This is a genomic window from Nonomuraea sp. NPDC049486, assembly GCF_040676925.1.
GTDB lineage: Bacteria > Actinomycetota > Actinomycetes > Streptosporangiales > Streptosporangiaceae > Nonomuraea > Nonomuraea ferruginea.
The window spans coordinates 106,477-121,277 of record NZ_JBFAPV010000006.1; the positions used below are offsets into that span (position 1 = coordinate 106,477).

Genomic DNA, 14,801 nt, shown 5'->3' on the forward strand with positions numbered 1-14,801 from the left:
CCGGAGTGGAGACCTCGCTGCGCTGGCTGGACCGTCCGGGTGGCGGGCAGGGGGTGACCTGGGGCGTGCCGTGGCCGCGCGGCGCCGTCGCCCCCGGCGTGCCCTTCGCCCTGACCGGCGCCGGCGGGGGAGAGGTGCCGGTGCAGAGCTGGGTGACCGCCACCTGGCCGGACGGCTCGGTCAAGTGGTCCGCCCACGCCGCGGCGGCCGCCGGGGAGGACGCGTACGTCCTCGTACCGGGAAGGGAGCCCGCGGCGCCGCGCGTGCCCGTCACCGTCACCCGCGAGGGCGGCCTGATCAGGGTGAGCACCGGGACTGTCGTCTGGACGATCGAGCCGTCGGGGGACACGCTGGTCCGCTCCGCCGGGCGGGACGGCAGGGAGATCCTCCGCGACGTCCGCCTCGTCAGCCTGCGCCAGGACGGGCCCACGCCCGACGACGGGGGCGCGGTCCGACGGGAGAGCGCCACGGGACGGATCGAGCGGGTCACCGTGGAACAGGACGGGCCGGTGCGCGCGGTGATCAGGGCGGAGGGCCGGCACGGCGACTGGCTGCCCTTCACCGTCCGCCTCTACTTCTACGCGGGCGCCGAGGACGTGCGGATCGCGCACACGTTCGTCTGGGACGGCGACCCCGGCCGCGACTTCCTCGCCGGGCTGGGCCTGCGGGCCGGCGTCGTGATGCGGGACGAGCTCCACGACCGGCACATCCGGCTGGCCGGCCGCGACGGCTTCCTCACCGAGGCCGTGCGCGGCCTGACCGGCCTGCGCCGCGACCCCGGCGAGCGGGTGCGGCGCGCCCAGGTCGAGGGCCGCCCGTGCGGGCCCGTCGGCGACCCCGAGGTGGCCGGCCGCCTGCACCTCGTCCCCGCCTGGAACGACTACACGCTCGACCAGAACTCCGCCGACGGCTACCTGATGCGCAAGCGCACCGCCGAAGGCCACGCGTGGGTGACGATCCCGTCCGGGACCCGCTCGGCCGGGTACGGCTACGCCGGCGGCACGAGCGGCGGCCTCGGCTTCGGCCTGCGCGACTTCTGGCGCCTCCACCCGGCCAGGCTCGACGTCCGCGACGCCGCCACCGGCCTGGCCACCGCCACGGTCTGGCTCTGGTCGCCGTCCGCGCCCGCCATGGACCTGCGGTTCTGGCACGACGGCCTGGGCCAGGACACCTTCGCCGAGCAGCTCGAAGGCCTGGAGATCACGTACGAGGACCACGAACCCGGCTTCGGCGACCCGTACGGCATCGCCCGCACCCACGAGCTGACCCTGCGCGTGTACGGGGCCACGCCCGCGCACCCGGACCTGGCCGCGCACGCGGCCGCGATGAACGAGCCGCCGCTGCTGGTCGCGAGCCCCGAGCGGATCAGGGCGGCGGGCGTGTTCGGCGACTGGGCGCCGCCCGACCGCGCCACCCCCGCCCGCGCCGCGATCGAGGACCGCCTGGACTTCCTGTTCGACCTGTACGCGCGCGAGCGCGAGCAGCGCCGCTGGTACGGGTTCTGGGACTACGGCGACGTCATGCACACCTACGACGCCGACCGGCACACCTGGCGCTACGACGTCGGCGGCTACGCCTGGGACAACTCCGAGCTGTCGCCCGACCTGTGGCTGTGGTACCAGTTCCTGCGCACCGGGCGGGCCGACGTGTTCCGCTTCGCCGAGGCCATGACCCGCCACACCGGCGAGGTCGACGTCTACCATCTGGGCCGGTGGAAGGGCCTGGGCAGCCGGCACAACGTGCAGCACTGGGGGTGCAGCTGCAAGCAGTTGCGGATCTCCAGCGCCGCCTACCGCCGTTTCCTCTACTACCTGACCGCCGACGAGCGCACCGGCGACCTGCTCGACGAGGTGGCCGAAGCTGAGGAGGCGTACGCGGCGCTCGACCCGCTGCGCAAGGTCCGTGAGGACGACTACACGCCGGACCCGTCGGCGCTGTCGGTCGGGCTCGGCGCCGACTGGAGCGCGCTCGCCGCCGCCTGGCTGACCCGCTGGGAGCGCTACGGCGACGGGCGGGCCAGGGACAAGCTGCTGCGCACCATGGCCGGCATCGGCGCGCTGCCCAACGGGTTCCTCACCGGCGAGGCCCGCCTCGACCTGGCCACCGGCCGGTTCGACACCTCGCGCGACACCGTCTCGGTCTCCCACCTGTCGGCGGTCTTCGGCCTGCCCGAGGTGTGCTCCGAACTGCTCTCGCTCGGCCTGGACGTGCCCGGATTCGAACGGGCGTGGCTCGACTACTGCCGCCTCTACCTCGCCACGCCCGAGGCGCAGGCCGCCGAGACCGGCCGCCCGCTGACCGGGATCTCCCTGATCCAGGCGCACAGCCGCCTGGCCGCCTACGCCGCCGCCCGCCTCGACGACGCGGACCTGGCCGCGCTGGCCTGGCGCAGGTTCTTCCACGACGAGGGCGACCAGCTCAACAGCAACCCCTTGCAACGGGAACCGGACTGGCGGCTGACCCGGGTCGAGGGGCCGCACGTGCCCGCCGCCCTCTGGGACGCGCCGTTCGTCAGCACCAACGACGCCGCCCAGTACGGCCTCGCCGCGATCCAGAACCTGGCCCTGATCGCCCGGCACCTGCCGGAATCGAACGACGGTCCCCCGGCGTTCCCCGCTATGTGACGCTTCGAGCGAAGGCGGAGCTCCAGGCACGGGCCCTACACTGATCCGTATGCACACTCCCGATTGACCGGCGTCGCTCGCCCTCATCCCTCGTTTCCTAGCTCGGGAGTGCTTCGTCAATCATGATCATTGCCACTGACATCGAACTGCGTGCGGGCTCGCGCCTCCTCATCGAGAACGCCTCCTTCCGGGTCAACCCCGGCGACAAGATCGGGCTCGTCGGGCGCAACGGCGCCGGCAAGACGACGCTGACCAAGGTGGTGGCAGGCGAGGCGCTGCCCGCCGCCGGCACCGTCACCCGCACCGGCAGCGTCGGCTACCTGCCGCAGGACCCCCGCACGGGCGACCTGGAGGTGCTGGCCCGCGACCGCGTCCTGTCGGCCAGGGGCCTGGACGAGGTGCTGCGCAAGCTGCGCGAGGCCGAGGCCGGCATGTCCTCCGCCGACGAGCGCACCCGCGAGAAGGCCGTCAGGCAGTACGGCCGCCTGGAGGACCAGATGCACGTGCTCGGCGGCTACGCCGCGGAGTCGGAGGCGGCCTCCATCGCCTCCAGCCTCGGCCTGGCCGACCGGGTGCTCGGGCAGCCGCTGAAAACGCTTTCTGGCGGCCAGCGCAGGCGGGTGGAATTGGCGAGAATTCTTTTCAGCGGGGCGGAAACTCTCCTTCTCGACGAGCCGACAAACCACCTAGATGCGGACTCAATCGGGTGGCTTCGTGATTTTTTGCGCTCTCATCAGGGCGGCTTGGTGATCATCAGCCACGACGTCCAGCTTCTTGAAGCCACGGTCAACAAGGTGCTCCACCTCGACGCCAACCGGTGCGTCGTCGATCACTACAACGTCGGCTGGAAGGCCTACCTCGCCCAGCGCGAGACCGACGAGAAGCGCCGCAAGCGCGAGCGCGCCAACGCCGAGAAGCAGGCCGGCGCGCTCCTCTCGCAGGCCGACAAGATGCGCGCCAAGGCCACCAAGGCGAAGGCCGCGCAGGACATGATGCGCCGCGCGCACCGCCTGCTGGCCTCCACCGAGGAGGAGCGCGTGAGCGACAAGGTCGCCCGGCTGCGCTTCCCCGATCCCCAGCCGTGCGGCCGCACCCCGCTGATGGCGGAGGGCCTGTCCAAGTCCTACGGGTCCCTGGAGGTCTTCACCGACGTCGACGTGGCCATCGACCGAGGTCACCGGGTGGTCATCCTCGGGCTCAACGGCGCCGGCAAGACCACGCTGCTGCGCCTGCTGGGCGGGGTGGAGCGGCCCGACACGGGGGAGATCCGGCCCGGCCACGGGCTGAAGATCGGCTATTACGCCCAGGAGCACGAGACGCTCGACAGTGACAGAACCGTCCTGGAGAACATGCGTTCGGCAGGCGGAACGTTCACTGACACCGAGCTGCGCAAGGTCCTCGGCTCGTTCCTGTTCACCGGGGACGACGCCGACAAGCCCGCCGGAGTCCTGTCCGGAGGCGAGAAGACCCGCCTGGCGCTGGCCACGCTGGTGCTGTCGAGCGCGAATGTCCTGCTGCTCGACGAGCCGACGAACAACCTCGATCCGGTCAGTCGTGAGCAGGTTCTCAACGCTCTGAGGTCGTATTCAGGAGCGATCGTGCTGGTGACCCATGACGAGGGTGCCGTTGACGCCCTGTCACCGGATAGGGTGATCTTGCTGCCAGACGGAACTGAAGACGCGTGGAGCGAGGAATTTTCCGATCTTGTGGCACTTGCCTGATCTTAATTTGGGTGGGTACGGATCTTTTCCCGTGGAGTAGGTAGCCGATCCCGCTGAAATGACTGATCATGGCGGAGTAACGCTGCGGAAGTCCGGCACTACAGGAGGTACTCGTGGCCGAGACACTGAAGAAGGGCACCCGGGTGACGGGGGCCGATCGCGAGAAACTGGCCGGCGATCTGAAGAAGCGCTATGCCGCGGGCGAGAGCATCCGCGCCCTGGCGGCTTCGACCGGCCGGTCCTACGGGTTCATCCACCGCATCCTCAGCGAGTCCGGGGTGACTCTGCGCGGACGCGGAGGGGCGACCCGGGGCAAGTCCAAGCGCTGACGGCCGCCTCGGAACGCGCGACCGCAGCCGCTCGTCCCTAGTCAGCCTGCCGTCGCGCCCGGGCCAGAATCTCATTCTGTAAGCTCGGGCGCGACGGTACAGCGAGGAGGGCAGCGGTGATGGGCGACGCGAAGGCGCCACAGCAGCGCGGGGGGTACGCGGAGGAGGTTTCCGCCGAGGAGCTGGCGGAGATCGGCCTGCGCTACGAGGTGGACGGTGAGATAGCCACGGTCACTCTGAACCGGCCGGACAAGCGGAACGCGCAGACGTCCGCGACCTGGTCGGCTCTTGCACGCATCGGCGCCGGCCTGCCGGAGCAGGTGCGCGTGGTCGTGGTGAAAGGTGAGGGACCGTCCTTCTCGGCAGGCATCGACCTGCGGATGTTCACGAAAGAAGGGGTGCCGGGGCAGGGCTCGTTCGGCTCGGCCAGCAGGCAGGACGACAGCTCGCTCCAGCGACTGGTCGACCAGGCTCAGCAGGGTTTCCTGTGGCTGCGCCGCCCCGAGATCGTCTCCATCGCGGCCGTGCAGGGTCACGCGATCGGTGCGGGCTTCCAGCTCGCGCTCTCCTGCGACCTGCGGATCGTGGCCGACGATGTCAAGTTCTGCATGAAAGAGCCCGCGCTCGGGCTGGTGCCCGATCTGACCGGCACCAAGCCCCTGGTGGAGCTGGTGGGCCTGGCCAAGGCGATCGACATCTGCCTGACGGCCAGGATCGTGGAAGCCGACGAAGCCTTCCGCATCGGCCTGGCCGAACACGTGGTCGCGGGGGGCGACCTCGACAAGGCCGTGGCCGACAAGGCCGCGCAACTGCTGTCGACCAACCGGGACGCGGCGGCAGCGACCAAGCGGCTCCTTCAGGGCGCGTCCGCGCGCACCCTGGAGGAGCAGAGAGCCGCGGAGGGCGCCGAGCAGGCCGAACGCCTCAGGGCCCTCTTCAACGCCCAGTCATGACGGGGCGGAGCGGTTTCGCCAGAAGCTGATAAGGGAATCGACGGACGGCCCCGCGACGCTTAGCTGGGGGAGTGAGAGGATTTCCCCTGGATGGCGATGATGGGAGGGGGTTTCGGCCCCCAAGTGTGGGCGTCGCTGCGGCGGGACGGCTCGGTGACCAAGCAGCGGCTCGCGCCCGGCACGGTGCGGCGGATCGCCGGCTACGCCCGCCCCTACCGGCGGCAGATCGCGGCGTTCCTGTTGCTGGTGGTGGCGGGCGCGGTCGTCGTCGTGGCCAACCCGCTGCTCATGAAGGCCATCATCGACGACGGCATCCTGCCGAAGCGGACCGGCGTGGTGATCGGCCTGGCGGTGGCGATCGCCACGCTGGCGGTCGTCGACGCCGGGCTGACCCTGGCACAACGGTGGTTCTCCGCCCGCATCGGCGAGGGCCTGATCTACGACCTGCGCACCGAGGTCTTCGACCACGTGCAGCGGATGCCGGTGGCGTTCTTCACCCGGGCCCAGACCGGCGCGCTGGTGTCACGCCTCAACACCGACGTGATCGGTGCCCAGCGGGCGCTGACCAGCACGCTGTCGTCCGTGGTGTCCAACATCGTCAGCCTCGTCCTGGTGCTCGCCGCCATGCTCGTGCTGTCGTGGCAGGTGACGCTGGTCGCCCTGGTGCTGCTGCCGATCTTCATCGTGCCCGCCAAGTGGGTCGGCCGCCGCATGTCGGCGCTGACCCGCGAGCAGATGCAGCTCGACGCCGAGATGAGCAGCGTCACCACCGAACGGTTCAACGTGGCCGGCGCGATGGTGGCCAAGCTCTACGGCCGGCCCGAGGACGACGCCGCCGTCTTCGGTGAGCGCGCCGCCAGGGTGCGCGACATCGGGGTGCGGGTCGGCATGTACGCCGCCGTCTTCCGGGTCGCGCTCGGCCTGGTCGCCGCCCTGGCGACGGCCCTGGTGTACGGGATCGGCGGCGTGCTGGCCGTGGGCGACGTGTTCGAGCTGGGCACGCTCGTCGCCCTCGCCGCGCTGCTCATGCGTCTGTACGGGCCGCTCACGTCGCTGTCGAACGTGCACGTCGACGTGATGACGGCCCTGGTGAGCTTCGACCGGGTCTTCGAGATCCTCGACCTGAAGCCGATGGTGGCCGAGCGGCCCGGCGCCCGTCCGGTGCCGGGCGGCCCGGTCACGATCGAGTTCGACGACGTGAGCTTCCGCTACCCGTCGGCGGATGAGGTGTCGCTGGCGTCCCTGGAGTCGGTCGCCAAGCAGGACACCGGCCCGTCGGCGCAGGTGCTCGACGGCGTGACCTTCACCGCCGAGCCCGGCAGGCTCATCGCCCTGGTCGGCCACTCCGGCGCGGGCAAGACCACGATCACCTCGCTCGTCTCCCGGCTCTACGACGTCACCGGCGGAGCCGTCCGGATCAACGGCCTGGACGTGCGCGACGCCACGCTCGCCTCGCTGCGCGACACCGTGGGCGTGGTCATGCAGGACCCCCACCTGTTCCACGACACGATCGGGGCCAACCTGCTCTACGCCCGCCCCGGCGCGAGCGAGGAGGAGATGTGGGCGGCGCTGCGGGCCGCGCAGATCGGCGAGCTGGTCGAGGCGCTGCCCGACCAGCTGGAGACCGTGGTCGGCGAGCGCGGTTACCGGCTGTCCGGCGGCGAGAAGCAGCGCCTGGCGCTGGCCCGGCTGCTGCTCAAGGCGCCGCGCGTGGTCGTGCTCGACGAGGCGACCGCCCACCTGGACTCGGAGTCGGAGGCGGCCGTGCAGCAGGCGCTCAAGACCGCGCTGACGGGCCGCACCTCGCTGGTGATCGCGCACCGGCTCTCCACGATCAGGGAGGCCGACGAGATCCTGGTCGTGAACGCCGGCCGCGTCGCCGAGCGCGGCCGCCACGAGGAGCTGCTGGCCCGCGGCGGGCTGTACGCCGAGCTCTACCGCACCCAGTTCAGCTCGTCAGGTAGCCCAGCCGGGTGAGCTCCTGGCGGGCCACCTTCTCCACCAGCTCGGCGTCCTCCGCCCGCAGGCGGGCGCGCCAGCCGCCCACCCGGGGCGCGGGCCCGTACAGGGCGACCTTCGGCACCCGGGTGTCCAGGAACTCCGACAGCCTGGCCGCCTCCTGCGCGGGTCTGAGCGCCAGGTCCTCGTAGCGGACCGTGATGAGCTGGTCCTCCGGCAGCTCCTGGCGGAGGGTCGCGTTCAGCCGCACCGCGCTGCGCCAGCGCAGCGCGCTCTTGCCGGCCACCGGCATGGTCTTCCAGCGGTCGCGGTGCTCGTCGCGGTTGACGCCGAGGAACTCGTTGGGGAACTCGGTGTCCTCCGGCAGCATCACGGGCTTGAACCAGGCCAGGCAGGCCGGGTCGTCGAGCATGTCGGCGGTGACGTCCCGGCCGTCGCGGATGAGCTGCACGAACCGCGCGTCGGGGAAGGCGCGCCGCAGTACGGGCACGGCGTAGAGCAGGTCGGGGCTGGCGTCGCCGAACCTGGTGACCTCGCCGGTCGCCACGCACGGGCCGGTGCTGGTCACGCCGCCCGCCTCCCGGCAGGCGTCGGAGCACAGCCCGCACGAGCCGTTCAGCACCTGCCACGACTCGGCCAGCGCGTCGCGCAGCACCCGCACCGCGCCGGAGGTGCGGCCGATCGACGGCCGGCGGGCGAAGGCGTACACCACGTGCGCCACGCACGCGCGGCCCGTCGTCAGGTGGAACCCGGGCGCCCGTTTGAGGGCGCGGGCCAGCAGGTCCGTGCCCGAGTGCGGGGCGCCGACCAGGAACACCGGCCTGCGGACCTTGATGCCGTTGACCACGAGGATGTGGGGCGGAAGTCGCATACGAGAGGTAAGTGTGACACCGTTTTCCGGGTGATAGAGACAACCGGATTCTTGCACCATGACGCCACCGTCGCCGTCGTGTCCCCGTCGGGCCCGGCGGACGCCGCCGTGCTGAAGCGGGGGGTCGAGCGCCTGGAGGGGCTCGGCATGAAAGTCATCGTCGGCGCGCACGCGCTCGACCGCCAGGATCTGCCCTACCTGGCCGGTGAGGACGCGGCGCGGGCGGCCGACCTGCAGGCGGCGTGGTGCGATCCGGCGGTGTCCGCGGTGTACTGCGCCAGGGGCGGCTACGGCGCGGCCCGGCTGCTCGGCCTGATCGACTGGGACGCGATGCGGGCCGCCGGGCCGAAGGTGCTCATCGGCTCCAGCGACATCACCGCGCTGCACCAGGCGTTCGCCGTGGAGCTGGGCGTGCCCACGCTGCACGGCCCGATGCCCGGCAACGTGCTGATCGGCGGCGAGCAGGGCCCCGAGCCGGTCACCTGGGACGCGATGCTCGCGGCCCTGTCCGGCGCCGCCGCGCCGGTTACGGGCGACCGGGTGCTGGTGCCCGGCCGGGCCGAGGGGGTGCTGACCGGCGGTAACCTGTCGCTGCTGGCCTCGCTGTGCGGCACGCGCCACCAGCCGTCGTTCGACGGCCGGATCGCGTTCCTCGAAGACATCGGCGAGGAGCCCTACCGCGTCGACCGCATGCTCACCCAGCTCCTGCAGGCCGGCGCGTTCGCGGGCGTGCGGGGGATCGCGCTCGGGTCCTGGGTCGACTGCGGCGATCCCTACCCGGTGCTCCGTGACCGCCTGGAGCCGCTCGGGGTGCCGGTCGTCGCGGGGCTTCCCGTAGGGCATGGATCGCCCCAGATGAGTGTGTGGCTTGGGGCTCTTGGGGCTATTGATACCGAATCGTGCTCCCTGACCGGCCCCTACTGGAACGAGGACCAGGCAAGGTAGGACAAGAAGGGGACAAAACCGACAGAAAGGGACACGGCGCGTGCCATCCTTCCCACAGGAGCCCTCGCGACGATCGGTGGAGGACGTCGACCTCGACTCGCTGCTCGCCCTCGTCACCGAGTCCCTCGGCTACACCTGCGTGTTCGCGGCCGACGGCGCCTCCCTGACCATGCGCGGCCCCCGGGAGATCCGGGTCAGGCTGACCGGGTTGCGCAGGGAGGCGGTCCGCCGGGCCCGCGAGGACTGGCCGACGCTCGTCTCCGAGCACCTGGCGCACGCCGTGGCGGGCGGCCCGCTCGACTACTGCGACCTGGAACAGGTCCGGCCGCTGCTGACCACCCGCGTGGAGCCGGCCGGTGAGGTGGCCGACCCCGCCCGGGTGGTGGGCCGCCACCTCAACGGCGACCTGGTCGAACTGCTCGCCGTCGGCGACCGCCCGGTACGGCCCGAGGAGGCCGGCTGCTGGCCGGTGCCGGCCGCGCGGGCGCTGGAGCTGGCCGTGTCCAACGTGCGGCTCGGCGTGCGGCTGACGACCGAGTCCGTCGAGCTGTCCGGCACCCCGGTCACCCGGCTCACCGCGGCCACCCCGGCCGCCGCGACCCACCTGCGCTGGCTGGAGGAGTATCTCCCGGTGCCCGCCGACGGGGCGCTGGTCGTCCTGCCCGACCCGTACACCCTGCTCGTCCACCCGGTCGACGGGATCGGCGTGGTGCGCGCGATCGAGCGGCTGCGCGTGCACGCCGCCCGCACCGGCGGGCTCAGCTCGCAGGTCTACTGGTGGCACGGCGGCCGGCTCGCGCTCATCAGGGCCGACATCGAGCTGCGGCAGGGCCAGACGAGGCTGGTCGTGGCCCCGCCGCCGGAGTTCGCCGAAGTGCTCGCCAGGCTGGCCGTCTAGGGCTCACATGAGCTTCGACAGCGCCCGCGCCGCGTGGATCAGCGGGACGTGCGAGAACGCCTGCGGGAAGTTGCCCACCAGCCTGTCGTAGCGCGGGTCGTACTCCTCGGCCAGCAACCCGACGTCGTTGCGCAGCGCCAGCAGCCGGTCGAACAGCTCGGCCGCCTCCTCCTTGCGCCCCTGCATGGCCATGACCTCGACCAGCCAGAAGCTGCACGCCAGGAACGCGCCCTCGCCGCCGGGCAGCCCGTCGACGTCGTTGTCCTCGGCCACCGGGTAACGCAGCACGAAACCGTCGGCCATCAGCTCCTTCTCGATGGCCGCGACCGTGCCCGTCACCCGGGGGTCGTCGATCGGCAGGAACCCGAGCATGGGGATGAGCAGCAGCGCCGCGTCCAGCTCGTGGGAGCCGTAGGACTGGGTGAAGGTGTTGCGGTGCGGGTCGTAGCCCTTGTCGCAGATCTCGGCGTGCATCTTGTCGCGCGCCGCGCGCCAGCGGTCGGCCGGGCCGGTGCGGTCGAACCGCTCGACGTACTTGACCGCCCGGTCGAGGGCCACCCAGCACATCACCTTCGAGTGCACGAAGTGGCGGCGCGGGCCGCGCACCTCCCACAGGCCCTCGTCCGGCTCGTCCCAGTGTTCCTCGACGTAGTCGAGCAGCTTCCGCTGGATCGACCAGGCCCGCTGGTCCGGCCCCAGACCGGAGGTACGGGCGAGGTACAGCGAGCTCATCACCTCGCCGTACACGTCGAGCTGGAGCTGGTCGACCGCCTGGTTGCCGATCCTGACCGGCCGGGAGCGCTCGTAGCCGTCGAGCCAGCCGAGCTCCAGCTCCGGCAGCCGGCGCTCGCCCGCGACCCCGTACATGATCTGCAGGTCCTGCGGCCGGCCCGCGATGGCGCGCAGCAGCCACGCCCGCCACGCGGCGGCCTCCTCCAGGTAGCCGGAGCCGATGAGCGCGTCCAGCGTCATGGTGGCGTCGCGCAGCCAGCAGTAGCGGTAGTCCCAGTTGCGCACGCCGCCGATGTCCTCGGGCAGGGAGGTGGTGGGCGCGGCGACGATGCCGCCCGTGGGGGCGTAGGTGAGCGCCTTGAGCGTGATCAGGGAGCGGATCACGGCGTCGCGCCACCTGTCCGGCCCCTGGTAGAAGCAGGCGTCCACCCAGTCGCGCCACATGACCTCGGTCTGGACGAGCTGGTCCTCGCACTCGATCTGGGGCGGCATCGGCTCGTGTGACGGGTGCCAGGTGAACACGAACGGCAGCCGGTCGCCCGCCTTCACCTCGAAGGTCGCGGTGTGCGCGTAGTCGCCGCCGCGCAGCGGGATCGGGGAGTGGAGCCAGGCCGAGTCGGGGCCGCCGACGGCCTGCAGGTGGCCGCCGTTGCGGCGCATCCACGGCACGATCCGGCCGTAGTCGAAGCGGACCCGCAGCTGGGTGGACATCTCGACGGTGCCCGACACCCCCTCCACGATGCGGACCACGTCGGGGTTGACGTCGCGCGGCGGCATGAAGTCGATCACCCGGACGGTGCCGGTGGGGGTGTCCCACTCGCTCTCCAGGATCAGCGTGTCAGGCCGGTAGCGGCGCCGGTCGGCCGGCCGCCTGCCGGTCGGGCCGAGCCACCAGTGTCCGTTGCGGTCGTTGCCCAGCAGGGCGGCGAAGCAGGCTGGGGAGTCGAACCTGGGCAGGCAGAGCCAGTCGATGGAGCCGTCCCTGCCGACCAGAGCCGCCGACTGCATGTCACCGATGAGCGCGTAGTCCTCGATCCGCATGCCCCGACACTAACCTCAATCGAGCGGGAACCAGCGGGTGAAGAGCTGGGTGAGCGGTCCGATGGCGAGCGCGAAGGCCAGGGTGCCGAGCCCCGCCGTGCCGCCGAGCAGCCATCCGGCGGCCAGCACGGTGATCTCGATGAGGAACCGGCTCAGCCGCACCGAGAGACCGAGCTTGGTCAGGCCGGTCATGATGCCGTCACGCGGGCCCGCGCCCATCCTGGCGCTGATGTACAGGACCGTGGCCAGCGCGACGGACGTCACGCCGAGCGCGACGTAGAGCCAGCCGACGACCGGGTGCCCGGGGGAGGGCAGCAGGTGGAGCGCGGCGTCGGCGAACAGGCCGATGAAGATCACGTTGCTGATCGTGCCGAAGCCGGGCCGCTGCCGCAGCGGTATCCAGAACAGCATGACCACCGCGCCCACTATGATGATCATGGTTCCGATGGAGAGGCCGGTCCACAGCGCGGTCCCCTGATGGAAGACGTCCCAGGGGCCGTTGCCGAGGCCGGATTCGATCTGGAGCCCGATGCCGCCCCCGTAGAGCGCCAGGCCGCCGTAGAGGCGGAGCAGGCGTCCGGGCAGGGAACCGGCATGCGGGATGGTCGCTTCGCTCATGATGACCTCACCGTGGCACACGGCCGGTTTGCCAAGACAGGGCCAATCCTGAAAAGTGGCCTTATGCGGTTTCTTTCGGCAGGTCAGGTGGCCCGGCTCGTCGACGCCGGTCCACACGCGCGGCCCTACTACCGGGCGCTCGCCGACGCCATGCGCGCCGCCGTCATGGGCGGGCAGATCCCGGTCCGGGTACGCATGCCCGCCGAACGCGACCTGGCCAGGACGCTCGGCGTCAGCCGCACCACCGTGACCGCCGCCTACGACCTGCTGCGCGAGCGCGGCTTCCTGGAGAGCAGGCAGGGCTCGGGAAGCTGGACCGCGCTGCCCGACCCGGCCGTCACCGCCGACAACCCGTGGCTCGCCGTCGACGGCGAGGGCCTCATCCAGCTGCACGCCGCCGCCCCGCCCGCGCCGTCCGCGCTGCGCGCGGCCATGGCGCAGGCCGTCGAGGAGGTGCCCAGGTACGGCATGGGCAACGGCTACCACCCGCTCGGGCTGCCCGTGCTGCGCGAGTGGATCGCCGCCCGCTACACCGAGCGCGGCCTGGCCACCCGCCCGGAGCAGATACTCGTCACCACCGGCTCGCAGCACGCCATCATGGTGGTGCTCGGCGTGCTGGCCGGCGCCGGCGACGCGATCATCGTGGAGTCGCCCACCTACCCGCACGCCATCGACGCCGCCCGCCGGCTCGGCGCCCGGGTCACGTCCGTCGGCGTCTCCTCAGGCGGCTGGCCGGAGGACCTGGTCTCCGGCGCGATGCGGCAGGCCGCCGCCCGGCTCGCCTACCTCATGCCCGACTTCCAGAACCCGACCGGCGCCCTCATGGACGACGCCACCAGGTCCGCCGTCGTGGGCGCCGCCAGGCGGACCGGCACCTTCCTGCTCGTCGACGAGACCTGGTCGGAGCTGGCCCTGGACGAGGTGCCCCGCACCGCGCCGATGGCCGCGTTCGACACCGGCGGCACCGTGATCAGCATCGGCTCGGCGTCCAAGCTGTGGTGGGGCGGGCTGCGCATCGGCTGGATCCGCACCACGGCCGCGCTCGCCCGCCGGATGGCGCAGCACCGGGCGTCGGTCGACATCGCCAGCCCGGTGCTGGAGCAGCTCGTCGTGGCCGCGCTGTTCGAGCGCCTGGCGCAGACCAGGGCCGAGCGCCGCCGCACGCTGCGCGCCTCACGCGACGCGCTCGTCACCGAGCTGCGCGCACGGCTGCCGGGCTGGGAGTTCGCGGTGCCGCCGGGCGGCGGCACGCTCTGGATCCGGCTCGACTCCGGCTCGGCCGTCTCCCTCGCCGAGGCCGCTGCCTGTCATGGCGTACGGATCGCGCCCGGCCCCTGGTTCGGCCTGGAGGGGACGCTGGACGGCTACCTGCGGCTGCCCTTCACCCAGCCGCCCCAGGTGCTGAAGGAGGCGGTCACCCGGCTGCACACGGCCAGGCGCCTCGGCCTGACCGGGGCGGTGCGCCGGCCGGACGCGCTCAGTCCCATGGTGTGAGGGCTCATTCGCCGACGCCGCGGGCCAGGGGGGCGCGCCAGTTGTACCGCATCGCGGCGATGCGCAGCCCGAAGGTCAGCACCGCCGCCCCCAGCGCCACCGGCCAGCCGTTCAGCCCGGCCCACGACATCCCGGCCATCGCCGCCGAGCCGATGAGCGCGGGGACCGCGTACAGCTGCCTGTCGTACAGCAGCGTGGGGATCTCGCCCGCGAGCACGTCGCGCAGCATGCCGCCGCCCACGCCGGTGGTGACGCCGAGCAGGGTGGCGTGCAGCGGGCTGAGCCCGTACTCCATCGCCTTGGCGGTGCCGACGGCGCAGAACAGGCCGAGCCCGGCCGCGTCCAGCACCAGGATGAGCGGCATCACCCGGGTCACGTGCGGATGCCAGAAGAACACCACGGTCGCCGCAGCCAGCGGCACCAGCACGTAGCCGAGACTCTGGAAGGCCACCGGGGAGACGTTCAGCACCAGGTCGCGCATGATGCCGCCGCCGAGCGCGGTGATCTCCGCCAGCACCGCCATGCCCACCACGTCCAGACGCTTGCGCACCCCCATCAGCGCGCCGGTGAGCGCGAAGACGAAGATGCCGACGAGATCGAAGAGTTCTGCCACGCT

General features: G+C 72.0%; 12 protein-coding genes. 8 read left to right on the forward strand and 4 right to left on the reverse strand.

Going from position 1 to position 14,801, the window contains the following annotated elements; translation table 11 throughout:
• Window positions 1-5 precede the first annotated feature (5 nt).
• The 5 genes from AB0K05_RS19305 (at window position 6) to AB0K05_RS19325 (ending at window position 7,604) form a co-directional block, all read left to right on the forward strand.
• Window positions 6-2,624: a Tat pathway signal sequence domain protein gene (locus AB0K05_RS19305; RefSeq protein ID WP_271275622.1), complete on the forward strand. Its 2,619-nt coding sequence runs from the start codon at window positions 6-8 to the stop codon at window positions 2,622-2,624.
• A gap of 122 nt (window positions 2,625-2,746) precedes the next feature.
• Window positions 2,747-4,345, forward strand: a complete 1,599-nt coding sequence (locus AB0K05_RS19310; RefSeq protein WP_219547720.1) for an ABC-F family ATP-binding cassette domain-containing protein — start codon at window positions 2,747-2,749, stop codon at window positions 4,343-4,345.
• 113 nt (window positions 4,346-4,458) lie between these two features.
• Window positions 4,459-4,674 (forward strand): helix-turn-helix domain-containing protein, encoded by a 216-nt coding sequence (locus AB0K05_RS19315; protein ID WP_020547488.1) that lies wholly within the window; start codon window positions 4,459-4,461, stop codon window positions 4,672-4,674.
• 119 nt (window positions 4,675-4,793) lie between these two features.
• The gene (locus tag AB0K05_RS19320; protein WP_271275623.1) at window positions 4,794-5,627 is read left to right on the forward strand and encodes an enoyl-CoA hydratase/isomerase family protein; all 834 of its coding nucleotides are present in this window, start codon (window positions 4,794-4,796) and stop codon (window positions 5,625-5,627) included.
• Between the two features lie 90 nt (window positions 5,628-5,717).
• Window positions 5,718-7,604 (forward strand): ABC transporter ATP-binding protein, encoded by a 1,887-nt coding sequence (locus AB0K05_RS19325; protein WP_364230552.1) that lies wholly within the window; start codon window positions 5,718-5,720, stop codon window positions 7,602-7,604.
• Here the strand turns inward: AB0K05_RS19325 and AB0K05_RS19330 are convergent.
• On the reverse strand, window positions 7,576-8,457 hold the full coding sequence (locus tag AB0K05_RS19330; protein ID WP_271275625.1) for a sulfotransferase: 882 nt from the start codon (window positions 8,455-8,457) through the stop codon (window positions 7,576-7,578). The two genes, AB0K05_RS19325 and AB0K05_RS19330, sit on opposite strands and share 29 nt — an antisense overlap.
• A gap of 30 nt (window positions 8,458-8,487) precedes the next feature.
• Here AB0K05_RS19330 and AB0K05_RS19335 point away from each other — a divergent pair, with 30 nt between their 5' ends.
• Both AB0K05_RS19335 and AB0K05_RS19340 read left to right on the forward strand, forming a co-directional pair.
• The gene (locus AB0K05_RS19335) at window positions 8,488-9,402 is read left to right on the forward strand and encodes an LD-carboxypeptidase (RefSeq protein WP_364230555.1); all 915 of its coding nucleotides are present in this window, start codon (window positions 8,488-8,490) and stop codon (window positions 9,400-9,402) included.
• A 40-nt stretch (window positions 9,403-9,442) separates the two neighbouring features.
• Window positions 9,443-10,300 (forward strand): hypothetical protein, encoded by an 858-nt coding sequence (locus tag AB0K05_RS19340; protein ID WP_271275627.1) that lies wholly within the window; start codon window positions 9,443-9,445, stop codon window positions 10,298-10,300.
• Window positions 10,301-10,303: 3 nt separating this feature from the next.
• Here the strand turns inward: AB0K05_RS19340 and AB0K05_RS19345 are convergent, their stop codons facing one another.
• Both AB0K05_RS19345 and AB0K05_RS19350 read right to left on the reverse strand, forming a co-directional pair.
• Window positions 10,304-12,073: a glycoside hydrolase family 15 protein gene (locus AB0K05_RS19345; RefSeq protein WP_364230558.1), complete on the reverse strand. Its 1,770-nt coding sequence runs from the start codon at window positions 12,071-12,073 to the stop codon at window positions 10,304-10,306.
• A gap of 15 nt (window positions 12,074-12,088) precedes the next feature.
• Entirely contained in the window at window positions 12,089-12,691 is a 603-nt protein-coding gene (locus tag AB0K05_RS19350; RefSeq protein ID WP_219547725.1) for a hypothetical protein, read from the reverse strand.
• A gap of 63 nt (window positions 12,692-12,754) precedes the next feature.
• Between AB0K05_RS19350 and AB0K05_RS19355 the strand changes: the two genes are divergently transcribed.
• Window positions 12,755-14,185, forward strand: a complete 1,431-nt coding sequence (locus AB0K05_RS19355) for a PLP-dependent aminotransferase family protein (protein ID WP_364230562.1) — start codon at window positions 12,755-12,757, stop codon at window positions 14,183-14,185.
• A 4-nt stretch (window positions 14,186-14,189) separates the two neighbouring features.
• Here AB0K05_RS19355 and AB0K05_RS19360 read toward each other — a convergent pair whose 3' ends face one another.
• Window positions 14,190-14,798: a trimeric intracellular cation channel family protein gene (locus tag AB0K05_RS19360; RefSeq protein WP_148031324.1), complete on the reverse strand. Its 609-nt coding sequence runs from the start codon at window positions 14,796-14,798 to the stop codon at window positions 14,190-14,192.
• Window positions 14,799-14,801 lie beyond the last annotated feature (3 nt).

Excerpts from the sequence above, each read along its gene's own strand:
- AB0K05_RS19310 (WP_219547720.1), top strand. The coding sequence starts at position 2,747 with ATGATCATTGCCACTGACATCGAACTGCGTGCGGGCTCGCGCCTCCTC.
- AB0K05_RS19320 (WP_271275623.1), top strand. The coding sequence starts at position 4,794 with ATGGGCGACGCGAAGGCGCCACAGCAGCGCGGGGGGTACGCGGAGGAG.
- AB0K05_RS19325 (WP_364230552.1), top strand. The coding sequence starts at position 5,718 with ATGGCGATGATGGGAGGGGGTTTCGGCCCCCAAGTGTGGGCGTCGCTG.
- AB0K05_RS19330 (WP_271275625.1), bottom strand. The coding sequence starts at position 8,457 with ATGCGACTTCCGCCCCACATCCTCGTGGTCAACGGCATCAAGGTCCGC.
- AB0K05_RS19345 (WP_364230558.1), bottom strand. The coding sequence starts at position 12,073 with ATGCGGATCGAGGACTACGCGCTCATCGGTGACATGCAGTCGGCGGCT.
- AB0K05_RS19350 (WP_219547725.1), bottom strand. The coding sequence starts at position 12,691 with ATGAGCGAAGCGACCATCCCGCATGCCGGTTCCCTGCCCGGACGCCTG.
- AB0K05_RS19355 (WP_364230562.1), top strand. The coding sequence starts at position 12,755 with ATGCGGTTTCTTTCGGCAGGTCAGGTGGCCCGGCTCGTCGACGCCGGT.